The sequence below is a fragment of the Bartonella sp. OT172YNZD genome, assembly GCF_042193725.1.
GTDB classification, from domain to species: Bacteria; Pseudomonadota; Alphaproteobacteria; order Rhizobiales; family Rhizobiaceae; genus Bartonella; species Bartonella grahamii_A.
This window is the reverse complement of sequence record NZ_JBHILZ010000084.1, coordinates 1-763: the sequence shown is the minus strand read 5'-3', so window position 1 is coordinate 763 and position 763 is coordinate 1. Positions and strand designations below refer to the sequence as shown.

Sequence of the window (763 nt, the reverse complement as noted above, 5' to 3'; positions counted from 1 at the left end):
ATTGGAGATAAAAATTCTAATGCCATCACTGATGCAGAATTTGCCGTTTTTCTTTTTGTTGCCAATACTTATGGACTTAACCCTTTAACAAAAGAAATCTATGCTCTCCCTAAAAAAGGCGGCGGCATCATACCCGTTGTTTCTATCGACGGTTGGATAAAGATCATCAAATCAAATCCTGACTTTGATGGCATGACCTTTCAAGATCAACTCGATAAAGACGGGAATCTCATTGCTATCAAATGTGCTATTCGTCTCAAAGGCATTAAAGACCCTATCGAAGTCACCGAATATCTCAAAGAATGCGAACAAGACAAAAGTGAACCTTGGAAAAAATATCCAGCACGTATGTTGCGCCATAAAGCCACTATACAATGTGCTCGCTATGCTTTCGGGCTTTCCGGTATTTATGAAGAAGATGAAGCAAAACGTATCAATGAAACAAACCATAACGTACAAACGAAGTTAGTTTCTTATGATGTGCTTACGCAAATCAAACAATTAATAAACATCACTCAAACAGAAGAAGAAAAAGTCCTTGAGTATGGACGAGTCCAAAAGCTTGAAGATCTTCCTGATGAAGTAGCACAAAGGATTTTGGATGTTTTGCAAAAGAGACAGCATGAAAAAGAACAATCTTTCCTACAACAAAAGCAAATAGAGGCGCCTATACAAGATGCCGAATATATTCACGTCCAAGATATTGAATATGCTCCAACTCAACAAGAAACGGCGGTGTGAGATGGAACAAAGAACAGCACAA

Annotated in this window: 1 protein-coding gene; it reads left to right on the top strand. The window is 38.3% G+C overall.

Translation table 11 applies throughout. The annotated features are described in order from the left end of the window. A partial coding sequence (locus tag ACFIJS_RS09140; RefSeq protein WP_375651309.1) for a recombinase RecT occupies positions 1 to 741 on the top strand: 741 nt, incomplete at its 5' end. Between the last annotated feature and the right edge of the window lie 22 nt (positions 742 to 763).